This is a genomic window from Pseudonocardia oceanicola (assembly GCF_047200735.1).
GTDB lineage: Bacteria > Actinomycetota > Actinomycetes > Mycobacteriales > Pseudonocardiaceae > Pseudonocardia.
In genome coordinates this window covers 115,233-140,832 of sequence record NZ_JBJZON010000019.1, presented here as the reverse complement: position 1 = coordinate 140,832, position 25,600 = coordinate 115,233, and the positions used below count along the sequence as shown (strand labels likewise).

The 25,600-nt window shown below is 73.3% G+C and carries 26 protein-coding genes; 7 read left to right on the top strand and 19 right to left on the bottom strand.

The window, feature by feature from the left end:
* Positions 1-6 precede the first annotated feature (6 nt).
* The 10 genes from murI to clpS all read right to left on the bottom strand — a co-directional run bounded on the left by murI (position 7) and on the right by clpS (position 7,086).
* Entirely contained in the window at positions 7-837 is an 831-nt protein-coding gene (gene murI, locus ACL02T_RS24400; RefSeq protein ID WP_412833080.1) for a glutamate racemase, read from the bottom strand.
* A gap of 51 nt (positions 838-888) precedes the next feature.
* On the bottom strand, positions 889-1,524 hold the full coding sequence (locus tag ACL02T_RS24395) for a rhomboid family intramembrane serine protease (RefSeq protein WP_412833079.1): 636 nt from the start codon (positions 1,522-1,524) through the stop codon (positions 889-891).
* A gap of 245 nt (positions 1,525-1,769) precedes the next feature.
* Positions 1,770-2,720 carry a PLP-dependent cysteine synthase family protein gene (locus ACL02T_RS24390; RefSeq protein WP_412833078.1) on the bottom strand — a complete coding sequence of 317 codons (951 nt, stop codon included), beginning with the start codon at positions 2,718-2,720 and terminating at the stop codon, positions 1,770-1,772.
* Positions 2,721-2,781: 61 nt separating this feature from the next.
* A complete protein-coding gene (locus ACL02T_RS24385; RefSeq protein ID WP_037050058.1) occupies positions 2,782-3,060 on the bottom strand; it encodes a MoaD/ThiS family protein in 279 nt (92 codons plus the stop codon).
* Between the two features lie 54 nt (positions 3,061-3,114).
* Complete coding sequence (locus ACL02T_RS24380) at positions 3,115-3,585, bottom strand: M67 family metallopeptidase (protein ID WP_037050057.1); 471 nt, start codon at positions 3,583-3,585, stop codon at positions 3,115-3,117.
* Between the two features lie 51 nt (positions 3,586-3,636).
* Positions 3,637-5,043, bottom strand: coding sequence for a hypothetical protein (locus ACL02T_RS24375; protein WP_412833077.1), 1,407 nt, complete (start codon positions 5,041-5,043; stop codon positions 3,637-3,639).
* 9 nt (positions 5,044-5,052) lie between these two features.
* Positions 5,053-5,601, bottom strand: a complete 549-nt coding sequence (locus tag ACL02T_RS24370) for a DUF3558 family protein (protein WP_412833095.1) — start codon at positions 5,599-5,601, stop codon at positions 5,053-5,055.
* A 19-nt stretch (positions 5,602-5,620) separates the two neighbouring features.
* Positions 5,621-6,112: a PE domain-containing protein gene (locus ACL02T_RS24365; protein WP_412833076.1), complete on the bottom strand. Its 492-nt coding sequence runs from the start codon at positions 6,110-6,112 to the stop codon at positions 5,621-5,623.
* Positions 6,113-6,241: 129 nt separating this feature from the next.
* Positions 6,242-6,793, bottom strand: coding sequence for a DUF2017 domain-containing protein (locus ACL02T_RS24360; protein ID WP_412833075.1), 552 nt, complete (start codon positions 6,791-6,793; stop codon positions 6,242-6,244).
* Positions 6,790-7,086, bottom strand: coding sequence for an ATP-dependent Clp protease adapter ClpS (clpS, locus tag ACL02T_RS24355; RefSeq protein ID WP_412833074.1), 297 nt, complete (start codon positions 7,084-7,086; stop codon positions 6,790-6,792). Before clpS ends, ACL02T_RS24360 begins: the two co-directional genes overlap by 4 nt.
* A gap of 55 nt (positions 7,087-7,141) precedes the next feature.
* Here clpS and ACL02T_RS24350 point away from each other — a divergent pair, with 55 nt between their 5' ends.
* Entirely contained in the window at positions 7,142-8,440 is a 1,299-nt protein-coding gene (locus ACL02T_RS24350; protein WP_412833073.1) for a nicotinate phosphoribosyltransferase, read from the top strand.
* Complete coding sequence (locus tag ACL02T_RS24345) at positions 8,441-8,989, top strand: nicotinamidase (RefSeq protein WP_412833072.1); 549 nt, start codon at positions 8,441-8,443, stop codon at positions 8,987-8,989.
* Between the two features lie 5 nt (positions 8,990-8,994).
* On the opposite strand, the gene ACL02T_RS24340 is transcribed toward ACL02T_RS24345, so the two are convergent.
* Positions 8,995-9,909 (bottom strand): helix-turn-helix transcriptional regulator, encoded by a 915-nt coding sequence (locus ACL02T_RS24340; RefSeq protein WP_412833071.1) that lies wholly within the window; start codon positions 9,907-9,909, stop codon positions 8,995-8,997.
* Between the two features lie 80 nt (positions 9,910-9,989).
* On the opposite strand from ACL02T_RS24340, the gene ACL02T_RS24335 reads away from it, so the two are divergent.
* Positions 9,990-10,754 (top strand): class I SAM-dependent methyltransferase, encoded by a 765-nt coding sequence (locus tag ACL02T_RS24335; protein WP_412833070.1) that lies wholly within the window; start codon positions 9,990-9,992, stop codon positions 10,752-10,754.
* 1 nt (position 10,755) lies between these two features.
* Here ACL02T_RS24335 and ACL02T_RS24330 read toward each other — a convergent pair whose 3' ends face one another.
* Positions 10,756-11,649, bottom strand: a complete 894-nt coding sequence (locus tag ACL02T_RS24330; RefSeq protein ID WP_412833069.1) for an acyl-CoA thioesterase — start codon at positions 11,647-11,649, stop codon at positions 10,756-10,758.
* Positions 11,650-11,784: 135 nt separating this feature from the next.
* On the opposite strand from ACL02T_RS24330, the gene ACL02T_RS24325 reads away from it, so the two are divergent.
* On the top strand, positions 11,785-13,866 hold the full coding sequence (locus ACL02T_RS24325) for an ATP-dependent DNA helicase (RefSeq protein ID WP_503129103.1): 2,082 nt from the start codon (positions 11,785-11,787) through the stop codon (positions 13,864-13,866).
* Between the two features lie 297 nt (positions 13,867-14,163).
* Here the strand turns inward: ACL02T_RS24325 and ACL02T_RS24320 are convergent, their stop codons facing one another.
* Genes ACL02T_RS24320 through ctaD form a run of 3 tightly spaced genes read right to left on the bottom strand, consistent with a single transcriptional unit; the run spans position 14,164 to position 17,860 of the window.
* Positions 14,164-14,871 carry a peptidyl-tRNA hydrolase gene (locus tag ACL02T_RS24320; RefSeq protein WP_412833068.1) on the bottom strand — a complete coding sequence of 236 codons (708 nt, stop codon included), beginning with the start codon at positions 14,869-14,871 and terminating at the stop codon, positions 14,164-14,166.
* A complete protein-coding gene (serB, locus tag ACL02T_RS24315) occupies positions 14,868-16,061 on the bottom strand; it encodes a phosphoserine phosphatase SerB (RefSeq protein WP_412833067.1) in 1,194 nt (397 codons plus the stop codon). Before serB ends, ACL02T_RS24320 begins: the two co-directional genes overlap by 4 nt.
* Before the next feature lie 44 nt (positions 16,062-16,105).
* A complete protein-coding gene (ctaD, locus tag ACL02T_RS24310) occupies positions 16,106-17,860 on the bottom strand; it encodes an aa3-type cytochrome oxidase subunit I (protein ID WP_412833066.1) in 1,755 nt (584 codons plus the stop codon).
* A 546-nt stretch (positions 17,861-18,406) separates the two neighbouring features.
* Here ctaD and ACL02T_RS24305 point away from each other — a divergent pair.
* Positions 18,407-19,138: an ABC transporter permease gene (locus tag ACL02T_RS24305; protein WP_412833065.1), complete on the top strand. Its 732-nt coding sequence runs from the start codon at positions 18,407-18,409 to the stop codon at positions 19,136-19,138.
* 71 nt (positions 19,139-19,209) lie between these two features.
* On the opposite strand, the gene ACL02T_RS24300 is transcribed toward ACL02T_RS24305, so the two are convergent.
* Positions 19,210-20,028, bottom strand: coding sequence for a PIG-L family deacetylase (locus ACL02T_RS24300; protein ID WP_412833064.1), 819 nt, complete (start codon positions 20,026-20,028; stop codon positions 19,210-19,212).
* Positions 20,029-20,166: 138 nt separating this feature from the next.
* On the bottom strand, positions 20,167-22,011 hold the full coding sequence (locus ACL02T_RS24295; protein WP_412833063.1) for an AAA family ATPase: 1,845 nt from the start codon (positions 22,009-22,011) through the stop codon (positions 20,167-20,169).
* Positions 22,012-22,169: 158 nt separating this feature from the next.
* Here ACL02T_RS24295 and ACL02T_RS24290 point away from each other — a divergent pair, with 158 nt between their 5' ends.
* Entirely contained in the window at positions 22,170-23,741 is a 1,572-nt protein-coding gene (locus tag ACL02T_RS24290) for a benzoate-CoA ligase family protein (RefSeq protein ID WP_412833062.1), read from the top strand.
* Between the two features lie 144 nt (positions 23,742-23,885).
* Here ACL02T_RS24290 and ACL02T_RS24285 read toward each other — a convergent pair whose 3' ends face one another.
* Both ACL02T_RS24285 and ACL02T_RS24280 read right to left on the bottom strand, forming a co-directional pair.
* Positions 23,886-24,041: a hypothetical protein gene (locus ACL02T_RS24285; RefSeq protein WP_412833061.1), complete on the bottom strand. Its 156-nt coding sequence runs from the start codon at positions 24,039-24,041 to the stop codon at positions 23,886-23,888.
* Entirely contained in the window at positions 24,017-24,538 is a 522-nt protein-coding gene (locus ACL02T_RS24280; protein ID WP_412833060.1) for a hypothetical protein, read from the bottom strand. The genes ACL02T_RS24285 and ACL02T_RS24280 overlap by 25 nt, the downstream gene beginning before the upstream one ends.
* 3 nt (positions 24,539-24,541) lie before the next feature.
* Between ACL02T_RS24280 and ACL02T_RS24275 the strand changes: the two genes are divergently transcribed.
* The gene (locus tag ACL02T_RS24275) at positions 24,542-25,591 is read left to right on the top strand and encodes an alpha/beta fold hydrolase (protein WP_412833059.1); all 1,050 of its coding nucleotides are present in this window, start codon (positions 24,542-24,544) and stop codon (positions 25,589-25,591) included.
* Positions 25,592-25,600 lie beyond the last annotated feature (9 nt).

Below are 25,600 nucleotides of genomic sequence, written 5' to 3'. Positions count from 1 at the left end.
CCGACGCTACCGGAGCGCCTCCACGGCGTCGGCCGGCACCTGCTGCACCCGGCCGATCTCGGGGCCGAGGAAGCGCCGCCCGAGCCGGCGGAAGGGCTCCGGGTCGCCGGTCGCGAGGAACTCGTGCGGGCCGGGCGGCGGGTCCGTCTCCGGGTCCCTGGCGAGGTCCGACGCCATCAGGGTCCGGACGACGTCCTTGGCCGTCTCGTCGGCGCTCGAGACCAGGGTGACGTCCGGGCCCAGCACGATCTGGAGCACGCCGGTCAGCAGCGGGTAGTGCGTGCACCCGAGCACCACGGTGTCGACCCGCGCCTGCTGCAGCGGCTCCAGGTAGCTCTGGGCGAGGCCGAGAACCTGCCGCCCGCTCGTCATGCCGCGCTCCACGAAGTCGACGAACCGGGGGCAGGCGACGCCGGTGACCTCGACGTCCGGGGCCGCGGCGAACGCGTCCGTGTAGGCGCCGGAGGCGATGGTGGCCCGGGTCCCGATCACGCCGATCCGCCCGTTGCGGGTGGCCGCGACCGCCCGCCGGACGGCCGGGAGGACGACCTCGACGACGGGCACGGGGTACCGCTCGCGCGCGTCGGCCAGGCAGGCGGCGGAGGCGGTGTTGCACGCGACGACCAGCAGCTTCACCCCTCGGTCGACCAGGTCGTCGCCGATGGCGAGGGCGTGCCGGCGGATGTCGGCGATCTTCAGCGGGCCGTACGGGCCGTGCGCGGTGTCGCCGACGTAGACGATCCGTTCCGCGGGTAGCTGGTCGATGACGGCGCGGGCGACGGTCAGGCCGCCGACGCCGGAGTCGAAGATGCCGATGGGGGCGTCACGATCGGTCACGGGTGTCCTGCGGTGGTCGGGGGGTGGAGCGGGGCGGGGCGGGGCGCGGCCTCAGCTCGGTGTGGGTGTCCGGTCGGCCCGCGCGACGAGCCACGCGGCCAGCACCCCGAACAGCGCCCCGAACAGGTGCGCCTGCCAGGAGATGCCGGGGTTGCCCGGGAGCACGCCGAACAGCATCCCACCCTCGAGGAACAGCAGGACGACGGCCAGCGCGATCTGCCGTCCGGACCGCGCGAAGAAGCCCCTGGCCAGCAGGAACAGCAGCCAGCCGAAGATGACGCCGGACATGCCGATGGTCGACGCCATGCTCGGTCCGACGAGCCACACGGCCGCCCCGCTGCCGAGCCAGATCAGCGCCGTGACGCCGACCCACTGCCGGATCCCGCCCGCCATCGCGAGCCAGCCGAACACCAGGAAGGGCAGGGTGTTGGCCCACAGGTGCGGCCAGCCGCCGTGCAGCAGCGGGGCCCAGAGGATCCCCCACGCACCGTCGGCGTTGCGGGAGATGATCCCCTCGTTGTCGAGGTACTGCCCCGACATCTGGTCGTAGAACTCCACCGCGTAGAGCACCGCGGTGAACAGCAGCATCACCACGGCGGCCCGCAGCGGGTGCGGCGGGACGATGCGCGCGATGCCCCGCGACGACCGCGAGGCGGGGAGGGAGCTCGGTACCTGCGGCGCAGCCATGGGGCCGAGAGTACGCGGAAACATCGTCACCCTGCCGTGAACGGTGTCGGCCAGGACCCGTGGATCGCAGCCACCGTCGCCTTCGGCGGGCGCGGCTGCCCGGCAGGCGCAGGCTCTTCCGGCCCCGCACCGTGGTATGCAGCCATCGTGCGCGCCCGGACCCTCGGCACCGCCGTCACGGGGCCGGGGCGCGCCCTCCGGGACCAGCGTCGTGGAGCCACGACGCACGTTCCGGTGGCGGGGCGTCAGGCCCAGAGGTGGCCCTCGATGCCTTCCGCCGCGTCGTCGAGTTCGCCGGAGTAGGCGCCGGTGGAGAGGTACTTCCACCCACCGTCGCAGACCACGAGCACGATGTCGGCGCTGTCCCCCGACCCGGCGGCCTTCTCGGCGACCGCGAGCGCGGCGTGCAGGATCCCACCGGTCGAGATGCCGGCGAAGATGCCCTCCTTCTCGACCAGCTCGCGGGTGCGGCGCAGGGCGTCGTAGCTGCCGACCGAGTAACGGCCCGTGAGGACCGAGGGGTCGTACAGCTCGGGGACGAAGCCCTCGTCGAGGTTCCGCAGGCCGTAGACCAGCTCGCCGTAGCGCGGCTCGGCGGCGACGATCTGCACGTCCGGCTTCTGCTCGCGCAGGTAGCGGCCGGTGCCGACCAGGGTGCCGGTGGTGCCGAGGCCCGCGACGAAGTGCGTGATCTCCGGGCAGTCGCGCAGGATCTCCGGGCCGGTGGTGCGGTAGTGCGCGTCGGCGTTGGCCGGGTTCCCGTACTGGTAGAGCATGATCCAGTCCGGGTGCTCGGCGGCCAGCTCCTTGGCCATCGCGACGGCCTGGTTCGAGCCGCCCGCGGCCGGCGAGGAGATGATCTCGGCGCCGTACATCGCGAGCAGCTGCCGCCGCTCCTCCGACGTGTTCTCGGGCATCACGCACACCAGGCGGTAGCCCTTGAGCTTCGCGGCCATCGCCAGCGAGATGCCCGTGTTCCCCGAGGTCGGCTCGAGGATGGTGCAGCCGGGCGCGAGGACGCCGTCCGCCTCGGCCTTCTCGATCATCGCCAGCGCGGGGCGGTCCTTGATCGAGCCGGTGGGGTTGCGGTCCTCGAGCTTCGCCCAGAGCCGGACGTTCTCCGCGGGCGACAGCGACGGCAGACCGACCAGGGGGGTGTCCCCCACGGCCTGCAGAAGTGAGTCGTAGCGCGCCATCGCTCCTCCAAGAGCGGGCAGAGGACGGCGGGTTCTCGGCCCGCCGCCCGGTGCCGTCAGCTCAGCGCATACCGCCGGCGACGGCCGGCAGGATGGTGACGGTGGAGGTCTCCTTGACGGGGGCCTCGAGGCCGCCCGCGAACCGGACGTCCTCGTCGTCGACGTAGATGTTCACGAAGCGGTGCAGCTTGCCGTCCGAGATGAGGCGGTCCTTCAGGCCGGCGTGCCGCGACTCGAGGTCGTCGATCACCTCGGCGACGGTGCCCCCCTTGGCCTCGACGGCCTTCTCGCCCCCGGTGTGGGTGCGGAGGATGGTCGGGATGGAGACGGTGACGGCCATGGTTCTTCGAAGCTCCTGCTCGGGTTCGTTCGGTGGGGGTGTGGCGAGGACGGGTCAGCCGAGGTCGGGGACGTCGTCCGCGCCGGTGTGCGCGAACATATAAGTCTCCACGACCTCGACTTCTTCCTCGGTCACCACACCGTCGACGATCCGGAACGACCGGAACTCGTGGCCCGTGTGGTTCGTCTCCGCCGAGTCGCGGGTGGAGACCAGGACGTAGTGCGCCTCGGGCTCGGAGGCGTACGAGATGTCCGTGCGCGACGGGTAGGCCTCGGTCGCCGTGTGGGAGTGGTAGATCACCACCGGCACCTCGTCGCGCGAGTCCATCTCGCGGTACAGCCGCAGCAGGTCACCCGAGTCGAACTCGTAGAACGTGGGCGAGCGCGCCGCGTTCAGCATCGGGATGAACCGCTCGGGTCGGTCGGAGCCCTCGGGACCCGCGACGACGCCGCACGCCTCGTCCGGGTGGTCCCGGCGGGCATGGGCGACGATCTCGTCGAGGAGATCCTTCCGGATGACCAGCACGTGACAAGCGTACGTAACACGTCCGTCCGGAGCACACTCGCCCGACGAGTTTCACACGCCCGACGAGCGCCGAGCGAGGTGACCGGGATCACCGCTGCCGTCCGTGCTGCCGTCCGTGCTGCCGTCCGCGCTGCCGTCCCCGCCGCGGAGCACGCCCGGCCCGTACTCGGGCACGTCGACCAGCCACACCCCGTCGGGGTCGTCCTCGACCAGCCAGTCCGGCCGCGGGTGCGGCTCCCCGCGGCGGCCGCCGCCCACGCCCGCCGGCAGGTACGGGAGGTGTGACGACGGGGTCCGCGCCACCGAACCGCCCCGCGCCGGCTCCGTCCACGGCTCGCCGACCCGGACCCGCTCTCCCGTAACCCCTCGCGGGCCCGGCTCCGGACCGCCCGGAACGGCGGTGCGACCGCTCTTCGCCGCGGAGAACGGCCGCGCAGCAGTGCCGCCGAGGACGCCCGGACCGAGCACACGCGGGGTCGGCTGCCCGAGCGACCGTGGGGCGGTGGGACCGAGCACGCCGGGTGGCAGCTCGACGGGTGCCGGACGGAGCGCCGACCGGTCACCGGTCGGCGCCGGAGGCGTCCTGGCGGGTCGCAGGGAGTCGGCCGGCGCGGCGCCCCGCGGGGCGCCGAGGGCTGCGGGTGGCGTGGGGACGGCCCCCGGGGCCCACGATGTCGGGGGCCCGGCGCCGGGGGGCGTGGACCGCGCTGCGCGTGGTGCGCCCGAGGGCTCCGCGCCACCCACGCCGGGCGGGGGCGCGCCCGTACCGCCCCCTGCCGGGCCGCCGGCCTTCGCGGCCGCAGGCACGACGGGCACGGGCGGCGTCGCCGGCGCGTCCGCGGCTGTGCCGGGAAGCGGGGCAGCCGCGCTCGCCGCGGACACGGGCGGGGCCGCCGCCGCGACGCCGCCCGGCCAGCCCGGTGCCGCGGCGGGTGCGACCGGGGCGGAGTGGGGCGTCGGGAGGTCCAGCGGGGCGAACGCCGGGAACGCTCCCGCCAGGTTCGCGTTCGAGTTCTCCTGGTAGCGGTTCGCGACGTGCGCGGCCGACTGCCGGCGCTCCTCGGCCTGGTGCGGGTTACCGGTCCTGCCCAGGTAGGAGGCCGTGGTCTGCAGGGCCGTGAGCTCCCGGTTCGCCACGGTGTAGTACTCGGCCTGGTCGGCGAGCGCTCGCGCCGCCAGTTCGAACATCACCGTCCCGACCCGACCCGGCTCCCCCAGCTTCCGCAGGTACAGCCGGGTGATCTCGGCCGCCTCGCCCTCGTGCGCCTCCGCGTAGTCACGGGTCAGCGCCTCGAGCTCGGCGTTGATGTCCGCGAGCGTGCGCGACACCTCCACGAGCGCCTGCTCCGCCGCCCGCATCGACCCCGGCCCCGGCCCCGCCGCCACCGGCTCCCGGATCTGGGGCAACGTCATCCCCTCGAACGCCACCGCCGTCCCGCTGTAGGTCTGCCCCTGCACGACTCCCCCTCAGGACCGCTCACGAAGCGCGTCGATGACCTCGGAGGCCAGCGCCTCCGCCTTCTCGCAGAGTGGCGGGGCAGTGAAGTCGAGGCTACGCACTTCGGCGATGAAGGACTGGTCGTCAGCTACGCCAGTCCAGAAACGACAAGTTATCGCGTCCGCCTGATCTAGATACACGGCCGGATAGCCCTCAATCTCCGCAACCACAAACGCAGGAAACGAGTCCTGAATATCGTACGCTAGCTGTACTCCTGCATCTGTTCGGAGCCCAACCGTCGCAAGGAACGCGCCACTGTTCGCCGTCCACGCACACCCGGTAGCGATGTTTGTGGAGTAATCGGTTGCAGATCTTTCATCCAACCCTAGGTGCTGCAGTTGCACCGAATCTAGGGTCGCACACGAGTTCAAGCCGACAGCGTTCAGCGGCTGCTCTACCGACGGAGCCTCCAGGGCTGCAGGAGGAGGCGCCGCAGTTGAAGGTTCCGCCGGTTGAGAGTCGAGCGATGAACACCCAGTCAACAAGACGCTCGCAAGCGCGCTATGGAGGGCTAGCATCAGCCTCTGGCGCATCAGGCTACGCGCTCCGATCCGATCCGACGTAGCTCTTCGACTGAACCCGAAGCGCAGCACCCGCCTGGATCAGCTTCGACCGCCAGTCCGCCAAATAGCGAGTGGCACCCTCCACCATCTTCGCGGCCTGTCGCGCCGCGTTCCGACTAATTTCATCATTTCCAGGCGGAGTCACCGACATGAAAGACTGCAGCCGAGCTTCCGTAAGAGCGATCTCCTCGATCACCCCCGCCAACCTCCCCACCAACCCCTCCACCATCTCCGGATCGACCCGGAGCACCGGTGAGTAGCTGATCGTGTAAGGCAGGCGGGTGGGTACGGGTTCCGGCTCGTCCCACCGAGGAGCGGTCATGCCGGGATGATCGCAGCGGACGCCGCCGGACGGGCCGGTCCGCGCCGAACCCGTTGCGATCGTGAACACGATCGGGTCGCGCCCGGCCCTTCCCGCTCCCCGTGGGGCCTCGACCACCGGCGTGCCCTCCCGCCCGTCGATCACCGGTCATGGACGAGCACGGTCGGCATCCGACCGTCCCCTCCACCACGGACGATCACTCCGCGGCGGCCGGCGGCATCACCGCCGCGAACCCCACGGCCGATCGCTGGCCGGCGACACCGGCACGAGCCCCTACAGCACCTGCATCCGCGCCTGGACCAGCGAGTCCTGTACGAAGGTGAGCCAGTGGTACACCCCGAGGTGCGGGGCGCGGGGGTCGTCGTCCGGGAAGGACTCGGGGGTCTCCTCCGAGACGTCCAGGGCGGTCCCGAGGGCCAGCCGGACGTCGTTCAACGCCGTCAACCACTCGTCGGCCTGCTCGACGGTCAGCTCGACCCGCCCGCCCCGCGAGGGCAGCGCGGCGAGCACCGCGTCCGCGACGTGCTTCTTGGCCTGGATCAGTTCGGGCTCGTGCAGCGACCGGAGTCCGGCGGCGAGGTCGGCGTCCTCGGAGGTGAAGTCCGGCAGCAGTCGGGCGAGGATGCGGTCGTCGGGCCGGGAGGTGGCGCCGGTGCGCATGCCGGTCAGCTCGGCGAGCTCGTCCTGCGGGGTGTCGGCGGCGCGCCCGTCGAGCATCTGGGTGACCTCGGTGACGAGCCCGCGCAGGACCGTCGACTCCTGCTCCTCGAGGGTCGTGACGAAGCGGACACGCGCTCCGCGCCCCGAACGCTTCCAGCCGTTCACGTGCGCTGCATGGTGGCCCAGAGGCCGGCCGCGTGCAGTTTGGCGACGTCGCCCTCGATCTTGTCCTTGTCCCCCGCGGACACCGCCGCCTTGCCCTTGTGGTGGACGTCGAGCATCAGCGCGGTGGCCTTCGGCTCGGGATAGCCGAAGACCTTCTGCAGCACATAGGTGACGTACGACATGAGGTTGACCGGGTCGTTCCAGACGACGGCCTGCCACGGAGTGTCTCCCGCGACGTCCTCGTCCAGGGCAGGGTCCACCTGGGTGGTGGGCGAGCTCAGCGGCGCGGACATGTGCCCATGGTGGCACGCGCACGCACGCGCGCAGAACGCCGCATAGGCTCTGCGCATGAGCGGCCACTCGGGTTCGAGCGCCAGCACCGCGCTCCTCACCGACATGTACGAGCTGACCATGCTCGCCGCGGCCCTGGCCGACGGCACCGCCGAGCGGCAGTGCGTGTTCGAGCTGTTCGCCCGGCGCCTGCCGGACGGCCGCCGCTACGGCGTCGTCGGCGGGACCGGCCGGGTGCTCGACGCGCTCCGCGACTTCTGCTTCGGCGAGGCCGAGCTCGCCTCCCTACAGGGCTCCCTCGACGAGCGCACGCTCAAGTGGCTCGCCGACTACCGCTTCACCGGCGACGTCGACGGCTACCCGGAGGGCGAGCTCTACTTCCCCGGCTCCCCCGTCCTGACCGTCACGGGGACCTTCGCCGATGCCGTCGTCCTCGAGACGCTGTTGCTCTCGATCCTCAACCACGACAGCGCGGTCGCGTCGGCGGCCGCCCGGATGGTCACCGCCGCGGGCGACCGCCCGCTGATCGAGATGGGTTCGCGCCGCACGCACGAGGAGGCGGCCGTCGCCTCGGCCCGCGCGGCCTACCTCGCCGGGTTCGGCGCCACGTCGAACCTCGAGGCCGGACGCCGGTACGGCGTCCCGACCGCCGGCACCGCCGCGCACGCCTGGATCCTCCTGCACGACGACGAGACGGCCGCCTTCCGCAGCCAGGTCGAGACCCTGGGGGTGCACACGACCCGGCTGGTCGACACCTACGACATCCGGCAGGGCATCGAGCGCGCGATCGAGGCCGCGGGGCCGCAGCTCGGCGCGGTCCGCATCGACTCCGGCGACCTCGGCGAGCTCGCCCGGCAGGCCCGCGAGCAGCTCGACGCCCTGGGCGCCACCGAGACCAGGATCGTCCTGTCCGGCGACCTGGACGAGTACGCCATCGCGTCGCTGCGGGCCGAGCCGGTCGACTCCTACGGAGTGGGCACCAGCGTGGTCACCGGCTCCGGTGCGCCCACCGCCGGCATGGTCTACAAACTCGTGGAGGTCGACGGCCGCCCGGTCGCCAAACGCTCCAACAGCAAGGAGTCCCGGGGCGGGCGGAAGTCGGCGTTGCGCCGCCACAAGCCGACCGGGACGGCGGTCGAGGAGGTCGTGCACCCCGTGACCGTCACCCCCGAGCCCGGGCCGCACGACCGCGCCCTGCCGATCCCGATGGTCCGCGAGGGCGAGCCCGTGGCCGACCTGCCGGACCTCGAGGCGGGCCGCGAGCGGCTGCGCGCCGCCCTGGTCTCCGTGCCCTGGGAGGGTCTCAAGCTCTCCCGGGGCGAACCCGCCATCCCGACCGTCTTCCCGGAGCAGTAGATGCGCGCGCTTCTCGTCGTCGACGTCCAGAACGACTTCTGCGAGGGCGGCTCGCTCGCCGTGACCGGCGGGGCGGCCGCCGCCGCCGCGATCTCCGAGTACCTCCGGCAGGCCGACTACGACCACGTCGTCGCCACCCGGGACTTCCACGTGGCCCCGGGCGGGCACTTCAGCGACACCCCCGACTTCGTCGACACCTGGCCGGTGCACTGCGTCGCCGGGACGCCGGGGGCGAGCTTCCATCCCTCGCTCGACGTCGCGCGCATCGAGGCCGTGTTCGACAAGGGCCACCACACCGCGGCCTACTCCGGCTTCGAGGGCCACGAGCCCGGCGAGCGCTCGCTGGAGGAGTGGCTGCGCGCGCACGACGTCGACTCGGTGGACATCGCCGGGCTCGCGACCGACCACTGCGTGAAGGCCACCGCGCTCGACGCCCGCCGCGCCGGTCTCGACACCGGCGTCCTGCTGGAGCTGTGCGCGGGCGTGCTGCCGGCGACCACCCAGCTCGCCGTGGTCGAGATGCGCGAGGCGGGAGTGGTGCTCGCCTAGCGTGCTCACGGTGTGCCGCGGCGCCAGGCCGTCGGCGGGACCCGATGGGCGCTGCGGAAGCGGCGGACGAAGTAGCCGGCGTCCCGGTAACCGATCCGGCGGGCGATGTCGGCGACCGTGAGATCGGTGTCGGCGAGCAGCCGACGGGCCTCCCGCATCCGTCGCTCCGTGATCCACTGCTGCACGGTCCGGCCGGTGGCCCGGCCGACGACGGTGGTCAGGTGCCCGGGCGTCAGGCCGACCGCGGCGGCGACGTCCCGCAGCGAGATCGCCTCGTGGTAGCGGTCCTCGACGATCCCGAGCACCTCCGCGACCAGCGGGTCGACGGCGAGCTCGGCCGGGCCGTCGATGCCGAGCCGGCCGAGGCGGACCAGCAGCAGGGTGAGGTGGGCGCGTGCGGCGTCGGCGTACCCGTCGCGGCGGCCGCGCAACTCCGCGTCGAGGTCGGCGAGGTGGCCGAGCCAGGCCGGGCGGTCCTCGACCGGGATCCGCAGCCGCTGCACGCCCCCGCGGTGGTCGCCGACGAACGGGGCGAGCAGCGGGTGCCCGCGCCAGGAGACGAGCGGTGCGGCGGCGGCCGGGTCGACGGCGTCGGGTGGGAAGGCGACGGCCCACATCTCGACGTCGGGCTCGGGCTCCGAGGGCGCCACGACGACGCCGGGCGCCATCACGAAGGCGTCGCCGACGGTGAGGGTCCAGTCCCGCCCGTCCACCCGGCGGACGTGGGTCCCGCGGGCGACGTAGACGAGCATGAGGTAGTCGTGGGCGTGCATCTCCAGCATCCGCGCCCCGGCGCCGATCCCCGCCCAGTGGTGCACGGAGACCGCGGGCAGCCCGGCCGTCCGCACGTAGTCGAGGAGCGGGACGCCCTGCGCCGTCCGCCGCGCACCCTCACCCGAAGAACGTTCACCTGCTGCCACACATCGTCCCTTGTCCGCAGCTCACGACGTGGGAAACCTAGCAGGGAACCACCGAACTTCGTACCGTCCGGGAGCGCACCGTGCCGACCGCCGAGACGCGGGACTACCTGCCCGCCATGATCAACCCCCGGTTCCTGCCCTTCTACGACCGCTTCGGCAAGCTCGCGGGGATCGGCGACTCCTACTGGCAGCTCGTGGCGCAGGCCGCGATCGAGCCCGGCGCGACCGTGCTGGAGATCGGCTGCGGCACCGGGAACGTGCTCGTGCTGGCGAAGCGCGCGGTGCCCGGGGCGACGGTCATCGGGACCGACCCCGACGGCGAGGCGCTCGCCCTGGCCCGGCGCAAGGCCGAGCGGGCGGGCCTGGCCCTGCAGCTCGACGAGGCCTACGCCCAGTCGCTCCCGTACGCCGACGGGACCGTCGACCGCGTCCTGTCCTCGCTGATGCTCCACCACCTGCCCGAGGACGAGAAGGTGGGCGCGTTGCGCGAGGTCCGCCGGGTGCTCGCGCCGGGGGGGAGCCTGCACCTCATGGACCTGGACCACGACCCGCGGGAGTCAGGGGGCGCGTTCGCCGTGGTCAGCGGACTGCACGGGCTCCTGCTCCGGCTGCGCGGCGGACGCGACCACGGCGCCGGGCACGGTCAGGGGCACGGCCACGGTCAGGGGCACGGCCACGGGCAGGGGCACGGCCACGGTCAGGGGCACGGCCACGGTCAGGGGCACGGCCACGGGCACGGGCCGTCGGTGCTCGACCAGCTCGCGCAGGCGGGCTTCACCGACGCGACGGCGGTGAGCCGGGGGCGCACCCGCCTCGGCACCCTGACCTTCTACCGGGCGGTCTAGCTCAGCCCCGCATGCGGAACGGCTCGAACGCGGCGCGCAGGTCCACGTCCCGGCCCTCGGCGTCGACGGCCCGGACGGCGCCGGCGGCGTCGGCCAGCCCGACGCAGCGGTGCCCGTCGAAGAGCCCGCAGGCGTAGCGGACCTCGTGGTCGTCGAGCTCCAGGACACCGACCCGGAGCTGGTAGATGCCCGGGTAGTGCGCCTGGTCGCGGTACTCGACGCGCAGCGAGCTCGGGGACAGCCCGTCGAGCGGCCCGCCGAGCGGGTAGCCGAGGACGTCGGTGTGCAGCTCGGCGAGGCCGTCGAGGTACCAGCCGGCGAGGGCCACGTTGTTGACGTGCCGGTTGGTGTCGAGGTCGCCGAAGCGGGTCCGCACGTCGTAGCGGAACGGGTAGTTCTCGCGCACCAGCCGCGACGCGTCGAACTCCCGGCGCCCGGTCGGGGTGGCCTCGGGCAGGACGAGGCCGGCGAGCGCGGTGCGCATCTCCTCGGGCAGCGGCGCGGGCCGGCCGCCCTCCACCCAGACGCTGGTCGACTCGCCGGTGGCGACCAGCTCCTCGCCGGTGAAGACGCCGTAGCCGTAGCTGAAGGACGAGCCGCCGACCCGGTTCACGGCCATGCCGACCCGGTAGTCGTCGGCGATGCGCAGCGGGGCGAGCACGTCGACGTGGATCGAGGCGAGGAGCTGCCCCGTCCCGGCCCGCCGGTTGCCGAAGGTGCGCTCGGGGAAGGCCCGGTGCTCGGTGGTCACGCGCGCGTCCTCGAACCAGCGGACCAGCGCCTCCCGGCCGACGCGGCGGCTGGGGTCGAGGTCGCTGTAGCGCGGCGTCACCTCCAGCACCATGGGGTACCGGTCGGCCTCGGGTCGGGTCTGCATGGACGTCACCCGGTTCATGATGCCCACCTACCCGCGCGTGAGCCGCCCGGACGGGACGAGATCACGTGTGACCATCCCGACCCGCGCGCGGTTCCCCGCGCCCGACCGGGCCGGTCGGCGGGTCCTGTCGGTGGCGGCGGCTATCGTCGGGCCGTGCCCCTCGCCCCCGCCTCTCCGCCCGTCCGGTCCCAGGACCTGCCGGGCGTGGCCGAGCTGCTCGAGGTGGCCGTCGCGGCCGTCGGCGGCACCCGCCGCGAGGGACAGGACGCGATGGCCCAGGCCGTCCGCAAGGCGCTGTCGAGCGGCGAGCATCTCGCCGTGCAGGCCGGTACCGGCACGGGCAAGTCGCTGGCCTACCTGGTGCCCGCGATCCGGCACGCGATGGCGCGCGACACCACCGTGGTGATCTCCACGGCCACGATCGCGCTGCAGCGGCAGCTGGTGGACCGGGATCTCCCGCGCCTGAGCAAGGCGCTCAAGGCCGCGCTCGGCCGCGAGCCCACCTTCGCGATCCTCAAGGGTCGGCGGAACTACCTGTGCCTCAACAAGCTGCACGGCGACGAGGACATGGCCGATCCCGCCGAGGAGCAGCTGTTCGACGCCTTCGCGATCTCCGCCATGGGCCGCAACGTCAAGCGCCTGCACGACTGGGCGTCGGACACCGAGACCGGGGACCGGGACGAGCTGGTCCCCGGTGTGCCGGACAACGCCTGGCGCCAGGTCTCGGTCACCGCGCGGGAGTGCCTCGGCGTCGCGCGCTGCCCCGTCGGCGAGGACTGCTTCGCCGAGAAGGCGCGGGCGGAGGCCGGCCGGGCGGACGTCGTGGTCACCAACCACGCGCTGCTCGCGATCGACGCGATGGGCGAGGCCCAGGTCCTCCCGGAGCACGACGTCGTGGTGGTCGACGAGGCCCACGAGCTGGTCGACCGGGTCACCGGCGCCGCCACCGGGGAGCTCACCTCCGGCACGGTCGCCGCGGCGGCCCGGCGCTGCGGCAAGCTCGTCGACCAGGCGCTGGCGGACCGGCTGGCCGAGGCGGGCGAGGGCCTGGGGATGGTGCTCGAGGACCTACCGACCGGGCGGTGGGAGGCGATCCCGCAGGCCGCTACCGGCGCGCTCACGGTGATCCGGGACGCGGCCGGCATGTGCCGCCAGGCGTTGGGCGGCGAGCGCCGCGAGGACCCCGAGGGCGCCACCGGGCGCAAGCTCGCGCTCGCGCTGCTCGACGAGGTCTCCGAGTCGGTCGTGCGGGTGCTCAAGGCCTTCGAGGAGCCGGACCCCGCCACGCGGTACGACGTCGTGTGGCTGGCCGAGCAGGGTCCGGACGGCGCCCGGCACAAGGTGCTGCGGGTGGCGCCGCTGTCCGTCGGCGGGCTGCTGCGGGAGCGCCTGTTCGGGCAGCGCACCACCGTGCTGACCAGCGCCACCCTGGCCCTCGGCGGGTCGTTCGACGCGCTGGCCCGGCAGTGGGGGCTGCCGCCGGAGAAGATCGTCTCGGCCCGGCCGGGGGGCGGGGTCGAGTCGGCGGGCGGCGACTCCGAGGATCCGGTGCGGGACCCGGACGCCCCGCGCTGGAAGGGGCTCGACGTCGGCTCCCCGTTCGCGCACGCGCGCAGCGGGATCCTCTACGTCGCCAGGCACCTGCCGCCCCCGGGGCGGGACGGGCTGGCGCCGGAGTACCTCGACGAGATCGCCGGGCTGGTGGAGGCCGCCGGCGGGCGCACCCTCGGGCTGTTCTCCTCGATGCGCGCCGCCAAGCAGGCCACCGAGGCGTTGCGCGGGCGTCTGTCGGTCCCGCTGCTCTGTCAGGGCGACGACTCCACGATGCTGCTGGTCAAGCGGTTCGCCGAGGACACGGAGACGTGCCTGTTCGGCACCCTCTCGCTGTGGCAGGGCGTGGACGTCCCCGGCCCCTCGCTGTCCTGCGTGATCATCGACCGGATCCCGTTCCCGCGCCCGGACGACCCGTTGGTCGCCGCGCGGCAGAAGGCCGCGGACTCGCGGGGCGGCAACGGCTTCCTCACGGTCTCCGCCACCCACGCGGCGTTGCTGCTCGCCCAGGGCGCCGGCCGGCTGCTGCGCGGGACCGCGGACCGCGGGGTGGTCGCGATCCTGGACCCGAGGATCGCGACCGCCCGCTACGGCGGCTTCCTCCGCGCCTCGCTCCCGCCCTTCTGGCAGACCCACGACCCGGAGAAGGTCCGCGCCGCGCTGTCCCGCCTGCGCGACGCCTGAGACCTGCCTCCGTCCGGCGAACCGAGGCGCGACGGCCGCACTCTGCTCCAGCACGCTCCCTCACGCGCGCCCGGCCCGCAGTGTGGTCCCACAACGCTCTCGCACCTGGCCCCTGCAGCGCATTATGGTTCCATAACGCTCTCCCGCGGGGACCCGCAGCGCAGTATGGTTCCATAACGCTCTCCCACGGGGACCAGGAGCGCACTATGGCTCCATAACGCTCTCGCACCCGGCCCCTGCAGGGCGTCATGGCTCCATCACACACGCGGTCGAGCGAGCCCGTCGGGTCGTCGTCGGTCAGTCGGCGGCGGCGCAGGTGATGGTGCCGGGGTCGACCTCGGTGAAGCCCGCGTCGCGGACGCACACGACGTCCTCCCGCGCCAGCAGGGCCTCCCACAGCGCCGGGTCCCGGCGTACCGCGAACCGCGGCGCGGCGGACCAGCCGCGCACCGCCCCGAGGATCATCGAGGCGTGCCCGACCTGGGCGGCGGCCTTGCCGACGGTCATGTCCACGGCGGGATTGAGCACGATCAGCGGCACGCCCTCGGGGACGGCGCCCGGGTCCTCCGGCGGGAGGTCCGTGCCACCGATCTGCAGCCGCGACACGATCCGCGGGACGTCGTCGACCGGGCCGGGCAGCAGGGCGCGGGCCTCGGCCCCGTCGACCTCGACCGTGACGCCCGGCAGCTCCTGCACCGCCGACCAGTGTGCCCCGCGGGCCCGGCGCGCGATCTTGCGGATCCGGCCGTCGACCCAGGTGCGCAGCGGCTCGTGCCACTCGTCCTGCGCCCGCGGGTCCAGGCACACGGCGAGCGCGGCCTGTGCCGCCGCCTCGAGCAGCGCGGTCCTCCCGGGCAGCTCGCGCTCGATCCGCAGGATCACGGGCATCGCCCGGACCACGCCGTCGGCCTCCGGCGGGATCACCGCGGGTGCACCCGTGTACCGGGCGCGGAGCGGGGCGAGCACCGGCTCGTGACGTGCGGGCTGCTCGGGCTCGGCGCTCACGTGATCGGCACTCGCCGTAGCACGCCCTCGGCGGCGTCGGCGCGCTCCACCTCGTCCCGCGTGATGCCCAGGACGAACAGCACGACGTCCAGGTAGGGATGCGAGAGCGCGGTGTCGGCGATCTCGCGCAGCGCCGGCTTGGCGTTGAAAGCGATCCCCAGCCCCGCGGCGGAGAGCATGTCGATGTCGTTCGCCCCGTCGCCCACGGCCACGGTCTGCTCGACCGGGATCTGGTGCTCGGCGGCGAAGCGGCGCAACGCCTCCGCCTTGCCCGGCCGGTCGACGATCTCGCCGACCACCCGACCGGTGAGCACGCCGTCGGAGATCTCGAGCGTGTTCGCGGCGCAGAAGTCCAGCCCGAGCTCGGTGACGAGGCCCTCGATCACCTGCGTGAACCCGCCGGAGACGACGCCGGTGCGGAACCCGAGCCGCTTGAGGGTGCGGATCGTGGTACGCGCACCGGGCATGAGCTCCAGCTCGGCGGCCACCTCGTCGATCACCGAGGCCGGCAGGCCCTTCAGCGTGGCGACGCGGGCCCGCAGGGACTGGGCGAAGTCCAGTTCCCCACGCATCGCGGCCTCGGTGACCCGGCGGACCTCGTCCTCGGCGCCGGCCCGCGCGGCCAGCATCTCGATGACCTCGCCCTGCACGAGCGTGGAGTCGACGTCGAAGACGATGAGCCGCTTGCTGCGCCGGGACAACCCCACGCGCTCGACGGCGACGTCGACCCCGGCCTCCCGCGCGACCTCGACCAGCTTGGCCCGCAACGTGCCGTGCGGCTGCTCGGGGTCGTCCGGGTTCGGCGACACCTCCAGCTCCAGGCCCGTGACCGGGTAGTCCGCGACGCGGCGGATGGAGTCGATGTTCGCCCCGACGTCCGCGAGGGCCTGCGCCACCATCCCGAAGGCCCGGGCGGTGATCGGTCGGCCCAGCACGACGACGGCGTGCGTGGACTGCCGCCGCTCCAGCCCGTTCGTGCCGAGCGACGTGTGGACCTGCATCCCGATGCTGTGCATCGCGGCCTCGACGGCCTCCTGCAGCTCCTCCGGATCGTGCGCGACGGCGACGAGGGCCCCGAGGGTGAGCCGGCCGCGGATCACGACCTGCTCGACGTCCAGCAGCTCGACGGCGTGCCGGGTCAGGACGGTGAACAGCACCGAGCTGACGCCGGGACGGTCCGGCCCGGTCACCGTCACGAGGACGGTCGACCGGGCCCGATCGTGCTGCGGCACTACTACCGCGAGCGCGGGTCGTCGTCGGGCTGGGTCTCCCGCGAGACGCCCTGGGCGGCCACCTCGGACGGGGCGGCGTGGCCCCCGACGTGGGCCTCGTGACGCATCCGCTCCACCAGGTGCGGGTAGTGCAGCTCGAAGGCCGGGCGCTCCGACCGGATGCGGGGCAGCTCGGTGAAGTTGTGCCGCGGCGGCGGGCAGGAGGTGGCCCACTCCAGCGAGTTCGCGAAGCCCCACGGGTCGTCGACGGTCACGACCCGCCCGTACCGGTAGCTGCGGAACACGTTCCAGATGAACGGCAGGGTCGAGGCACCCAGGACGAACGCGCCGATCGAGGAGATCGTGTTCAGCGCGGTGAACCCGTCCGTGTCCAGGTAGTCGACGTAGCGGCGCGGCATGCCCTCGTTGCCCAGCCAGTGCTGCACGAGGAAGGTCATGTGGAAGCCGATGAACGTGGCCCAGAAGTGGAACTTGCCCAGCGTCTCGTCGAGCATCCGGCCGGTCATCTTCGGGAACCAGAAGTAGATGCCCGCGTAGGTCGCGAACACGATGGTGCCGAACAGCACGTAGTGGAAGTGCGCCACCACGAAGTACGTGTCGGACACGTGGAAGTCGATCGGCGGGGAGGCCAGCAGCACGCCGGTCAGTCCGCCGAAGAGGAACGTCGCGAGGAAGCCGACCGAGAACAGCATCGGCGTCTCGAACGTGAGCTTGCCCTTCCACATCGTGCCGATCCAGTTCACGAACTTGATGCCCGTCGGGATCGCGATGAGGAAGGTCGTGAACGAGAAGAAGGCGAGCAGGACCGCGCCGGTCGCGTACATGTGGTGGGCCCACACGGCGACGGACAGGGCCGCGATCGCGATCGTCGCGAAGACCAGCGTCTTGTAGCCGAAGATCGGCTTGCGGCTGAACACCGGGAAGATCTCGGACACGATGCCGAAGAACGGCAGCGCCACGATGTAGACCTCGGGGTGGCCGAAGAACCAGAACAGGTGCTGCCAGAGGATCACGCCGCCGTTGGCGGGGTCGAACACGTGGGCGCCGAGGTGGCGGTCCGCCGCGAGGCCGAACAGGGCCGCGGTGAGGACGGGGAACGCGATCAGGATCAGCAGCGACGTGATGAAGATGTTCCAGGTGAAGATCGGCATCCGGAACATCGTCATGCCCGGGGCGCGCATGCAGACGATGGTCGTCACGAAGTTGACACCACCGAGGATCGTGCCCAGGCCGGAGACCGCGAGGCCCATGATCCACAGGTCCGCACCGGCGCCCGGCGAGCGGATCGCGTCGGACAGCGGGGTGTAGGCGAACCACCCGAAGTCCGCGGCGCCGCCCGGGGTGAGGAAGCCCGAGAGCACGGTCAGGCCGCCGAAGAGGAACAGCCAGTAGGAGAAGGCGTTCAGCCGCGGGAACGCGACGTCGGGGGCGCCGATCTGCAGCGGCACGATGTAGTTCGCGAACGCGAAGAGGATCGGCGTCGCGTACAGCAGCAGCATGATCGTGCCGTGCATCGTGAACAGCTGGTTGTACTGCTCGCTGGAGAGGAACTGCTGCTCGGGACGCGCGAGCTCCGCCCGGATCAGCAGTGCCATCGCCCCGCCGACCATGAAGAAGGCGAACGACGTGACCATGTACAGGATCGAGATGTCCTTGGGGTCCGTCGTCCGCAGCATCTTCAGGAACGTGGAACCCTTACCCGTCCGACGCGCCGGGTACGGGCGCGTCGTGATCGGCTTGGGCGCGACGGCTGTCACTGTGCCTCCTGCACTGGACCTCGCTGAACCTCGCTGGCTCAAGGTGGTGGGCCAGGTCCGGACTCTATCTCCCGCCAACCGGACCGCACGCCCTCGGGCTGTGCCGAGGGGAGCGGGCACGGTTCGCACGGGCATTGTGCTCTACGGAGGGTAGAACGACCAACCGCGGGGGGCCACAGGGGCCGCCCCGGCCGTGCGACCTCCGGGATCGACCGGACGGCGCCATCCTTCTTGGTCATGAGGACCGGTCTCCGCACCAGGGCGACGACTCCGATGCGGCACGCCTGCCGGAGGGACGTCCCCCACCACCGCGGTCGCGGTTCCGCGCTCGACGACGTCCGGACCACGCCCTCGGCACCCCAGAGGTGGGCTCGACGACCAGGGTGAGGCGCGGTACTCCTGCACGACGGGGTGGTGGTCGATCTGGGCAGGTGAGCCAGGACCACTCGGGCCGCCGTCACGGCCGACGCGGCGACAGGGTGCCGGCTGGTCGGCCGGGCCGTTCGGCGACGACGGTCGCCGGTCGTCATCGAGGACAATCCGATCATGACGCTCGACGCCGGGCCCGGTCTCGCCGTGGCCGCCGCGCTCGCGGTGCTGCTCGCCGCGGCCGTCGCCCTGCTCGCCCGGCTGGGAACCGCGCGGGCGGCCGTGCTCGCGTCGGCGCGGGCGGTGGTCCAGCTCGGCGCGGTGTCGCTGCTGATCGGCGTGGTGGTGCGGTCGTTGGGGACCAGCACACTGTTCGTGATGCTCATGGTCGCGGTGGCGGCGTTCACCTCCGCCCGCCGGCTCACCCGGCACCCGAGTGGCTGGTGGGTGGCGCTGCCGATCGCGGCCGGGCCCCTCCCCGTCGTCGCGCTGCTGGTGGCGGGCGGGGTGGTGCCGGCGACCGGGATCGCCCTGATCCCGACGGCCGGGATCCTCATCGGCGGCGCGATGACGGCGACCTCCCTGGCGGGCAGGCGGATGCGCGACGAGCTGACCGCGCGCCGGGGCGAGGTCGAGGCGGCCCTGTCCCTGGGGTTCCTCCTCCGGGACGCGAACGTCGAGATCGCCCGGCCGAGCGCCGCCCAGGCGCTGGTGCCCGCGCTCGACCAGACCCGGACCGTCGGGCTCGTCACGCTGCCGGGCGCCTACGTCGGCATGCTCCTCGGCGGCGCCTCTCCGATCGAGGCCGGCGCCGTGCAGCTGCTCGTGCTGGTACTGCTCCTCGCGGTCGAGACCGTGGCGGTGGCCCTCACCGTCGAGCTGGTCTGCCGGGGTCTCGTGCGGACGTAGGCACCCCGGCGCCGCTCCCTCGCCCCCGGTCGCGCCGCTCTCGCCCGGCCGCCCACACCCGCCCGGCGTGATCAGGGCCGCATCGGGAGGAACAGGTCGGTGAAGACCTCCGGTGCGGCGGCGGGGCTCGGCGGGTCGGCGACGATGTAGAACTCCGTGCCGAAGCCCATCGCGAAGATCGGGTCGGGCATGGCCAGCATGAAGTGCTCGGGGCCCATCTGACTGGCGTGCACCCGCATCGACGCCCGCTTCTGCTCCGTGAAGTCCACGGCCTCGACCCGGTGGGTGATCTCGGCCTCGGGCTTGCCGAAGGTCGGCGGCGGGACCGTCTCGTCCGGCGCGTCCCAGCCCTCGGGGATCTCCCCGGAGGCCTGCATCCCGCGCATCCCGCGCAGCATCCAGTCCCGGTTGATCGTGTTCTGGGCGACGACGGGGACCCCGGCCAGCTCCGCCGCCCGCTGCCCGACCCGGTGGGTCTGGATGTGGTCGGGATGGCCGTAGCCGCCGTTGTCGTCGTAGGTGGTGAGGACGTCCGGCTCCTCCTCCTCGAGGATGACCGCCAGCCGCCGCGCGGCGTGCTCCACGCCCGCCTGCCAGAAGCAGTACGGGGCGTCGTTGGTCGACTCGCCCATCATCCCGGAGTCGACGTAGCCCAGGAACTCCACGCGCGCGACGCCGAGCACCTTGGCCGACTCGAAGCACTCCGCGGAGCGCCGGACCGACAACTGCTCGCCGTCGGTCAGCACCCCGGGAACGGGTTCGCCCAGCTCACCGCGGGTCGCGAAGACCAGCACCGCGCGGTGCCCGGCCTTGGCGGCCTTGGCGAGCGTCCCGGCGGTGGTGATCGACTCGTCGTCGGGATGGGCGTGAAAACTGACGATGGTCCCCACGGCGCCGACCCTACCGCGCCGCCCGGACGACCCCCGTCATGGAACCATGATGCGCATTCCACGGCCTGCTCTACGCATTATGGTTCCACAACGCGCGAGATCAGGCGCGAGACGCGCATCATGGTTCCCTACTGCGCCTCAGCAGAGGACCGCGGTCAGGGCCGGGGCGATGTCGGCCAGCCGGCGCACCGCCTGGTAGCTGCCGCCGCCCTTCGCGGCGAGGGCGCGGGCGGCCTTCTCGGCGTCGTCGTCCGGCAGCGGGCACAGCACGTGCAGCCGGTCGATGCCGCCGAGGGCGGTCAGCGGGTCCGCGCCCGAGGTGTGCAGGCAGTCCGACAGCAGCACGACCATCCGCTCGTCGGCCACCGCTCCCGCCAGCTGCACCGACGCCTCGCGCAGCGCCGCGGCCACGTCCGTGGTGCCGTGCCCGCGCAGCGCGACCAGCTCGCCGATCAGCTCGTCCGGCGGCCGGCGTACGCCCTGCCGCTGCAGGGTGCGCACCTGCGCACCGAAGGCCAGCACGCCCGGCTCGAGCTTGCCCGAGCCGGACTCCGACGCCAGCACGACGCCCGCCGCGGACACCGCCGCCAGCGCCACGGCCAGCCCCTGCATCGACCCCGAGATGTCGACGACGAGCGACACCGCGCGCCGGTGCGCCGTCCACCCCCGGGTGACGATCTCGTCCGGCCGCGGCCGCCGGCTCGCCGTCGGCTGCCAGTTGTCGAGCGTGCGGTCCAGGTCGAGGTCGCCCTCGCCGCCCGTGGCCGGGGCGATCTTCCGGGTGCCGCGCGCCTTGGCCGGCCCGACCTTGCCGAGCTGGATGAACACCCGGCCCGCGAGCGTGCGCGCCTGGGCCCGCAGCGTCGCGTCCGTGGCCACGGCGAGGTCGGCGAGCAGCGCCGCGGCCTGCTCGGGGTTCTCGGCGAGGGCGGCGTCGAACGCCTGCTCGTCGAGCTGCCCGACCTCCGGGGAGATCTCCTCGAACTGCTCGTGCCGCGAGCCCAGCTCGCCGCGGCCCATCGTCCGCTGCCCGCGGCTGGGCGACGGCCTGTCCCGCCCGGACCGGCCCCCCGATCCCGGAGGAGGAGGAGGGCCGTCAGCTTTTCCCGGGTCGGACTCCTCCCGGTCGGGGGGCTCCGGCGCGTCCTCCGGCCACAGCCGCTCCAGCAGCTCGTCGATCACGGACTCCGGCGTGCGGTCCAGCCCGTCGACGACCTTGATCCGGCCGGAGAGGGCGGCGTGCGCCGCGTCCCGGGCGGTCTCCCGCGCGGGCTTGTCCTCGCCGCGCAGCTGCGCGAGCCCGGTGAGCACGTGCGCGAGGTCGATCGCGCCGCGGACCGAGGAACCCATGCGCAGGTCCCGGTGGTCACGCGTGGCGCGGGTGAGTCCGACGGACAGCTCGTTCACCCAGCCGTCCACCCCGCTCACCGAGGTCGTGATCGCCCGCTCCGCGTCCTCGGACTGGTAGCCGAGCACCACCCGGCACATCCGGTCGGCGATGGCCTGGCTGACGCGGGCGGTGCCGATGGCGTCGAACGGGTTCATCGCGGCGATCAGCCGGAAACCCGGACCGGCCGTGACCGTGCCGAGCCGCGGCACCGCGATCTCACCTTCGGTGAGGACGGTGATCAGGACGTTGAGGGTCTCCTCGGGGACCCGGTTGAGCTCCTCGAGGTAGAGCAGCCCGCCCTCGCGCATGGCGGTCAGCAGCGGGCCGTCGACGAAGCTCGCCGGCAGGTAGCCCTCGTTGAGCACCTGGGCCGGGTCGAAGGCGCCGATCAGGCGGGCGGGCGTGAGCTCGGCGTTGCCCTCCACGAACACGACGTGCTGCCCGGCCTCCCGCGCGATCGAGCGCAGCAGGGTGGACTTGCCCGTGCCGGGCGGCCCTTCGAGCACGACGTGCCGGCCGGTCGCCAGGGCGACCGTGAGCACCTCCCGCTCACGACGGAGTCCGACGACGGGCGTCGGAGGGGCAGTCGCCACGCGTACCTCCTACACAGGGGGCGGGCAGCGGCGCCGGGCCCCGGACCATTGGTAGCAAATCGCCGCGGCGCACGGGAGAGGTGATCTTCTACGCGTCGTTGACGGTGCGTGATCCCACTGTAGAGTTCGACCACCCGAACAGGCACAGGAGCCCGGTCATGAGCACACTCTTCAATGCTGCGGAGTACCTGACCGAAAGCCGGGTGTCGGCGGGCGACGGCGCCCGCACCGCGGTCCACCACCCGCGGGGCACCGTCACCTACGCGGAGCTCGCCGCGGAGGTCCGCCGGGTGGCCGGCGGGCTCGCGGGGATCGGCGTCCGCCCCGAGGAACGGGTCGTGCTCTGCATGGCCGACGACGTCGAGCTGTTCACCGGCATCCTCGCCACCATGTACCTCGGCGCGGTCGCGGTGCCGTGCTCCACGATGCTCACCGGGGCCGAGCTGGGCACCCTCGTGGCCGACTCGCGGGCCCGGGTGCTCATCGGCAGCCACCAGTTCACCGAGGCCGTGCACAGCGCCGCCGCGAGCGCCCCCGACCTGCGGCACCTCGTCCTCGCGGGGGCCGACCCGGTCACGCCCGCACCCGGGGTCACCGCGCTGACGTGGGACCGGATGCTCGCCGCGGGCGCGCCGCTCGAGGCCGCGTACCCCACCTGGGACGAGTCTCCCGCGCTGTGGCTCTACACCTCCGGCACCACCGGCAAGCCCAAGGGCGCGATGCACCGGCACGCCGACATCCGGTACGTCGCCGAGACGTACGGGCAGCAGGTCCTCGGCATCCGGCCGGACGACGTCTGCCTGTCCGTCGCCAAGCTCTTCTTCGCCTACGGCATCGGGAATTCGCTCTTCTTCCCCCTCTCGGTCGGCGCCGCCGCCGTCCTCGAACCGGCGCGACCGACGCCAGGCCTCGTTGCGGAGGACGTGCGGAAGTACGGCGCCACACTGCTGTTCGGAGTGCCCAGCTTCTGGGGCCCGCTGCTCGCGAGCGACGAGGTGCCCGACGACGCCCTCGCCGGCGTCCGGCAGGGCGTGTCGGCGGGCGAGACCCTGCCCGCCCGCATGTTCACCGGCATCCGCGACCGCTTCGGCGTCGAGATCCTCGACGGCATCGGCTCCACCGAGGCGCTGCACATCTTCATCTCCAACCGGCCCGGCGCCGTCGTCCCGGGCAGCTCGGGCTTCCCGGTCCCCGGCTACGAGATCGAGCTGCGCCGCACGGACGGCTCGGTGATCAGCGGGACCGGGGAGTCCGGGATGCTGTGGATCTCCGGGGACTCGATCTGCACCGGCTACTGGTGCCGTACCGCGGTGAACCGCCAGGTCTTCCAGGGCGAGTGGATGCGCACCGGGGACCAGTACGTCCGGAACGACGACGGCAGCCTCACCTGCCTCGGCCGCACGGACGACGTGCTCAAGGTCGGCGGGATCTGGGTCGCGCCGGCCGAGGTGGAGTCCCGGCTGCTGGAGCACCCCGCGCTGGCCGAGGCCGTCGTCGTCGGGGTGCCGGACGCCGACGGCCTGGACAAGCCGGTCGCCTACGTCGTGCCGCGGCCGGGCGCGACGGTCGACCCGGACGAGGTGGTGGCCTTCTGCCGGGCGGGCCTCGCGTCCTTCAAACGGCCGCGTGCCGTGGTCGTGATCGGGGAGCTGCCGAAGACCGCCACCGGCAAGGTGCAGCGGTACCGGTTGCGGCAGCGACACGCCGTCGACCGCTCCGTCACGGCGTAGCGCCCACCCCGGGGGTCCGGCACCACGCACGGCAGCCACGACTGCGCTGCGAGCGCCGGTCGGGCGTGTCAGACACCGCGGCGGCGCACGAGGACCGCGAGCAGGAGCAGCCCGACCGCGAACGGCGTGAGCCGCACCGGCCCGTCAGCAGAACTCCACCGGGTCGACGACGTTGCGCAGCGGCCGGCCGTCGAGCAGCCGGGAGGCGTTGTCCGCGAACAGCTCCGCGATCCGTCGGTCCTCCTGCCGATCGAGGGTGGCGGTGTGCGGGCTGATCAGTACGTTCTCCAGGTCCCACAACGGGCTGGCCGGGTCGAGCGGCTCCTCGGCGACCCCGTCCAGCGCTCGGCCGGCGGTCCACCATGGACTCCCGCCGTCGTCGTGAAGACGACGCGCTCGCGCTGCGCCTCGGAGAGCCCCGCGGCGCGGACCGTGGCCCCTCCCCCGGCCGCCCTCGTCTGGGCCCAGCGCAGACGGGGGTTGGCCGCGACCGTCCGGGCGAGGGCGGCCGCGTCGTGCTCGCCCGGGAGGCCGTAGCGCGCGTCGGCGGAGTCGAGCAGGTCCTCGAATCGCCGTTGCCGGTCCGGGGAGCGGCGCCACGCGGGGTCGCCGGTGTGGTCCGACGGCCAGCGCACGGGCGGCAGCAGCCCGTGGTCCCGGACGAGGGCCAGGCGGGGCTCGCGCTCCTCGACGAGCCGGCAGAGATCCTCCGGGAGCGGGGTGGCCAGGACGGCGCGCACGGGCCCGACCCTGCCGGACGGCGGGTTGACCGGGTGCCACGGGCCCCCGAGGATCACACCATGACGCTGCTGCCCGGGGTGCGGTCCGCCACCGTCGACACCGACCGCCTCCGCATGCACCTGCTGGCCGCGGGTCCCGAGGACGGCGAGCCGCTGGTCCTGCTGCACGGCAACCTCTCGACGGGCCGGTTCTACGAGCACCTGATGCCGGCGCTGGGCGAGCGGTACCGGGTGCTCGCGCCGGACATGCGCGGGTTCGGCGACACCGAGCCGAAGGCGCTCGACGCCACCCGTGGGCTCGGCGACTGGGCCGACGACACCGCCGCGCTGCTCCGCGCGCTCGGGATCGACCGGCCCCCGCACCTCGTCGGGTGGTCGACGGCCGGAGCGGCGATCGCCGCCTTCGCGAAGGACCACCCCGTCGCCTCGCTGACCTTCCTGGACCCGGTGTCCCCGTACGGCTACGGCGGCGCCCGCCCCGACGGCACCCCGGTCACCCCGGACGTCGCCGGCTCCGGCGGCGGATCGGCGAACCCCGAGGTCGTCGCGCGGCTGGCCGCGCAGGACGCCTCGGACGAGAGCGCCTTCTCCATCCGCAGCATCATGCGGGCGCTGTACTGGTCACCGACCTTCACGCTGCCGCCGGACCGCGAGGACGTCCTGGTCGCGGAGGTGCTCAAGACCCTCGTGGGCGACGACGGCTACCCCGGCGACCACACCCCGTCGCCCCACTGGCCCGGGATCGCCCCCGGCACCCGCGGCATCCTCAACGCGCTGTCCCCCCGGTACTGCCGCTGGGCGGACATCGTGGATCTGGACCGCAAGCCCCCGGTGCTGTGGACGCACGGCACGGCGGACCTGGTGGTGTCCGACGCCTCCCCGCTCGACTTCGGCGTGCTCGGCGCGAGCGGCACGGTGCCGGGCTGGCCGGGTGAGGAGGCCTTCCCGGCGCAGCCGATGGTCACGCAGATCCGCCGGGTGCTCGATGCCTACGCCGCCGCGGGCGGCCGGGTGACCGTCGAGATGTTCGAGGGCAGCGGGCACGGGCCGCACGTCGACGCCGCGGAGCGCTGGACCGACGTGCTGCTGACCTTCCTCTCCGGCGGCTGAGGGAGCCCG

Excerpts from the sequence above, each read along its gene's own strand:
- ACL02T_RS24390 (WP_412833078.1), bottom strand. The coding sequence starts at position 2,720 with ATGGCGCGCTACGACTCACTTCTGCAGGCCGTGGGGGACACCCCCCTG.
- ACL02T_RS24345 (WP_412833072.1), top strand. The coding sequence starts at position 8,441 with ATGCGCGCGCTTCTCGTCGTCGACGTCCAGAACGACTTCTGCGAGGGC.
- ACL02T_RS24275 (WP_412833059.1), top strand. The coding sequence starts at position 24,542 with ATGACGCTGCTGCCCGGGGTGCGGTCCGCCACCGTCGACACCGACCGC.
- ACL02T_RS24350 (WP_412833073.1), top strand. The coding sequence starts at position 7,142 with ATGAGCGGCCACTCGGGTTCGAGCGCCAGCACCGCGCTCCTCACCGAC.
- ACL02T_RS24395 (WP_412833079.1), bottom strand. The coding sequence starts at position 1,524 with ATGGCTGCGCCGCAGGTACCGAGCTCCCTCCCCGCCTCGCGGTCGTCG.
- ACL02T_RS24290 (WP_412833062.1), top strand. The coding sequence starts at position 22,170 with ATGAGCACACTCTTCAATGCTGCGGAGTACCTGACCGAAAGCCGGGTG.
- ACL02T_RS24330 (WP_412833069.1), bottom strand. The coding sequence starts at position 11,649 with ATGAACCGGGTGACGTCCATGCAGACCCGACCCGAGGCCGACCGGTAC.
- ACL02T_RS24305 (WP_412833065.1), top strand. The coding sequence starts at position 18,407 with ATGACGCTCGACGCCGGGCCCGGTCTCGCCGTGGCCGCCGCGCTCGCG.
- clpS (WP_412833074.1), bottom strand. The coding sequence starts at position 7,086 with ATGTCCGCGCCGCTGAGCTCGCCCACCACCCAGGTGGACCCTGCCCTG.
- ACL02T_RS24370 (WP_412833095.1), bottom strand. The coding sequence starts at position 5,601 with ATGCTAGCCCTCCATAGCGCGCTTGCGAGCGTCTTGTTGACTGGGTGT.
- ACL02T_RS24385 (WP_037050058.1), bottom strand. The coding sequence starts at position 3,060 with ATGGCCGTCACCGTCTCCATCCCGACCATCCTCCGCACCCACACCGGG.